The organism is uncultured Cetobacterium sp. (assembly GCF_947039425.1).
Taxonomy (GTDB): Bacteria; Fusobacteriota; Fusobacteriia; order Fusobacteriales; family Fusobacteriaceae; genus Cetobacterium_A.
The window spans coordinates 1-3560 of the sequence record NZ_CAMQYW010000207.1 but is presented as its reverse complement, the minus strand read 5'-3'; the positions used below and the strand labels follow the sequence as shown (position 1 = coordinate 3560).

The following is a 3560-nucleotide window of genomic DNA, read 5'->3' as shown; positions in this document are numbered from 1 at the left end:
AGGAGAGTTACCATATACAATTGGTGGAGGAATAGGGCAATCAAGATTATGTTTATTCTTCTTAGATAAGTTACATATTGGTGAGGTACAAGCTTCATTATGGCCAGAAAGTGTTGAAAAAGAATGTGAAGCAAAAAATATTCCTCTATTATAAATTTTAGCTTGTTTTTCACACATGAAAAATTATATAATTGTTGTATAGTTTTGAGGAGGTGTGAAAAATAGATAAGATAATTAATATAATTGATGAACTTTATGAAAAATCCAACCTACCAGATGAAAAGCTAGTTTTCTTATTAGAAAAATTAGATGATAAATCTAGAGATTACTTAATTAATAAAGCATACCAAGTAAGAAAAAAGAATTATGGAGATACAGTTTATTTTAGAGGATTAATAGAGATTTCAAATATTTGTAAATGGAATTGTCAATATTGTGGAATTCAATCTTCTAATAAAAAAGTAGAGAGATATAGATTAAATGAAAAAGAAATTTTAGATAGTTGTCATAAAGGTTATCTATTAGGATATAGAACCTTTGTTCTTCAAGGGGGGGAAGATTCTTACTTTACAGATGATATCTTAGAAAGTATTATAGTAAAATTAAAAGAAAAATATGAAGATATTGCAGTAACTCTTTCTTTAGGGGAAAGGGGATATGATTCTTTTAAAAGATTATATAATGCTGGCGCAGATAGGTATCTTTTAAGACATGAGACTATAAATGAAGATTTGTATAAAAAATTACATCCTAAAATGGAGTTGAAAAACAGAGTAAAGTCACTTGAAAATCTAAAAGAGATTGGTTATCAGGTGGGCTCTGGATTTTTAATAGGTCTTCCAGGTTTAGAAATGAAAGATTATGCTAAAGATTTAATTTTCTTAAAAAAATTAGAGCCCCATATGGTAGGGATAGGTCCATTTATTCCTCATAAAGATACATCTTTAAAAGATGAAAAGGGTGGAACAGCATATGATACAATTACCTTGCTTGCAATAATAAGACTTTTGTTACCAGATGTATTATTACCAGCAACAACTGCTTTAGGCACGATTGACCCTCAAGGGAGGGAAAAGGGATTTAGAGCTGGTGCTAATGTAATTATGCCAAATTTATCTCCATATGAGTGTAGGTCAAAATATACATTATATGATGGAAAAAAATTTAGTAATAATGAATCAGCAGAAGAAAAAGAAAAAATAATAAAAAGTGTAATAGAAGCAGGTTTTAAACCAATATTGACAAGAGGTGATAATATAAAATGGAAAAGAAAATAAATTTTATTGATCAGGAGTATATTGAAAATTTAATAGAAAAATCAAAAAATACTAATGAGATTGAGATAGATAGAATATTAAAAAAAGCAAAAAATAAAGAGGGACTTACTCACGAGGAAGTTGCATCATTATTTGAAATTAAAAATAAAAATCAGAAAAAAGAACTGTTTGAAATAGCAGGAGAATTAAAAAAAGCTATTTATGGAAATAGAATAGTTGTATTTGCACCATTATACGTAAGTGATTACTGTGTTAATAACTGTACATATTGTGGATATAAAAAAGCAAATATATTTCCAAGAAAAAAATTAACTAGAGAACAAATTCAAGCTGAAGTAAAGCTTCTTGAAAAAATGGGTCATAAAAGATTGGCTTTAGAGTTGGGAGAGGATCCTAAAAATGCTCCAATAGATTATGTATTAGAGGCAATAGATGCAGTATATACTACTAAATTTGAAAATGGTGCAATAAGAAGAATAAATGTAAATATAGCAGCAACAACAACAGAAAATTATAAAAAATTAAAAGAAGCTCAAATAGGAACATATATACTTTTTCAAGAAACTTATCATAAACCAACGTATGAAAGGGTTCATCCAAAGTGTTTAAAGGGAGATTATGAGTATCATTTAAACTCTTTTTCAAGAGCTATGGATGGTGGAATAGATGATGTTGGAGCAGGAGTATTATTTGGACTAGCAGATCATAGATTTGAAGTTATTTCACTTATGATTCATAATGAGTATTTAGAGAAGACAAAGGGTGTAGGATTCCATACAATATCAGTACCAAGAATAAAAAAAGCTGAAGGAATGTGTTTAAGTGAATTTCCTCATCAAATAGATGATGATACATTTAGATTAATTGTAGCAATATTAAGACTTGCAGTTCCTTTTACAGGAATGATTTTATCTACTAGAGAAACAGCTGAGTTTAGAAAAGAGCTTGTAAAATATGGAATATCTCAAGTTAGTGCTGGATCTTCAGCAGATGTTGGTGGATATACAGAAAGAGAAGAGGGTAGAACTCAAACACAATTTGAATTAGCAGATCATAGAGCTCCTCTTGATGTATTAAAAGAACTATTAGATGAGGAGTATATTCCAAGTTATTGTACAGCTTGCTATAGAATGGGAAGAACTGGAGATAGATTCATGCAACTTGCTAAAAGTGGAAACATTCAAAATGTTTGCCTACCAAATGCTATTTTAACACTTATGGAATACTCTATGGATTATGGAGATAAAGAGTTAAGTGAAAAAGTAGAGAAAACTATAGAAAGAGAGCTTAAAAAAATAGTGAGAGATGATATTAGACAGTTAACAATGGAAAAATTAGAAAGAATAAAATCTGGTGAAAGAGACCTTTATTTATAGGAGATAAAATGAATAAAACACCTAATTCAAATAGATTTCAAATAGGTATATTTGGAAAGACAAATTCAGGAAAATCATCACTATTAAATAAAATAGTAGGACAGGATATTTCAATTGTTTCAAATGTATCTGGAACAACAACAGATTCTGTAAAAAAGGCTATGGAATTTTTACCTTTTGGACCAGTTTTATTTATAGATACAGCAGGACTTGATGATAAAAGTGAACTGGGAAAAATAAGAGTAAAAAAAGCTTTAAATGAGTTGAAAAAAGTTGATTTTGCACTATTTGTTATGGATTCTAAAAATATAGATATGGCTTTTTATAGAGATCAAATTATAAAATTTAAACAATATAATATTCCATATATTTTAGTTTTAAGTAAAAGTGAACTTCTTAGTAATGATGAGAAAAATACAATTGAAAAAATATTTCCAACTGGAATCTTTGTTACAGTGGAAGATGAAAAAAGCATTTTAAATTTAAAAGATAGAATGTTACTTGAATTTTCCAAAGAGAAGGAGGAGTCAAAATTAATAGGTGATTTATTACCATATAATAGTAAGGTAATAATGGTAGTACCAGTTGATTCAGAAGCTCCAAAAGGTAGACTTATACTGCCTCAAGTTCAAATTTTAAGAGAATGTTTAGATAGTGGAATTAAAAGTTATGTCGTAAGAGATACAGAGCTCTCATCAGCTTTAGATGATATTACCAATGTCGATTTAGTAATAACAGACTCTCAGGCATTTAAAGAGGTTGAAAAAATAGTAGGTGGTAGAGCAAAATTAACTAGCTTTTCAATATTATTTGCAAGACAAAAAGGTGATTTAGATACTATGGTAAAAGGGGTTAAAACTTTATCTAAATTAAATCATGGTGATAAAATTTTAATTGCAGAAACTTG

At 28.6% G+C, this 3560-nt stretch carries 3 protein-coding genes and 1 pseudogene; all 4 read left to right on the top strand.

Features of this window, described 5'->3' with window-relative positions:
* A pseudogene (locus Q0V09_RS09250) lies at nucleotides 1–154 on the top strand (aspartate--ammonia ligase); the annotation flags it as partial.
* Nucleotides 155–221: 67 nt separating this feature from the next.
* Nucleotides 222–1277, top strand: a complete 1056-nt coding sequence (hydE, locus tag Q0V09_RS09245; protein ID WP_367172333.1) for a [FeFe] hydrogenase H-cluster radical SAM maturase HydE — start codon at nucleotides 222–224, stop codon at nucleotides 1275–1277.
* Complete coding sequence (gene hydG, locus Q0V09_RS09240) at nucleotides 1262–2653, top strand: [FeFe] hydrogenase H-cluster radical SAM maturase HydG (protein ID WP_297488800.1); 1392 nt, start codon at nucleotides 1262–1264, stop codon at nucleotides 2651–2653. Before hydE ends, hydG begins: the two co-directional genes overlap by 16 nt.
* Nucleotides 2654–2661: 8 nt before the next feature.
* A partial coding sequence (gene hydF, locus Q0V09_RS09235) for a [FeFe] hydrogenase H-cluster maturation GTPase HydF (protein ID WP_297488797.1) occupies nucleotides 2662–3560 on the top strand: 899 nt, incomplete at its 3' end.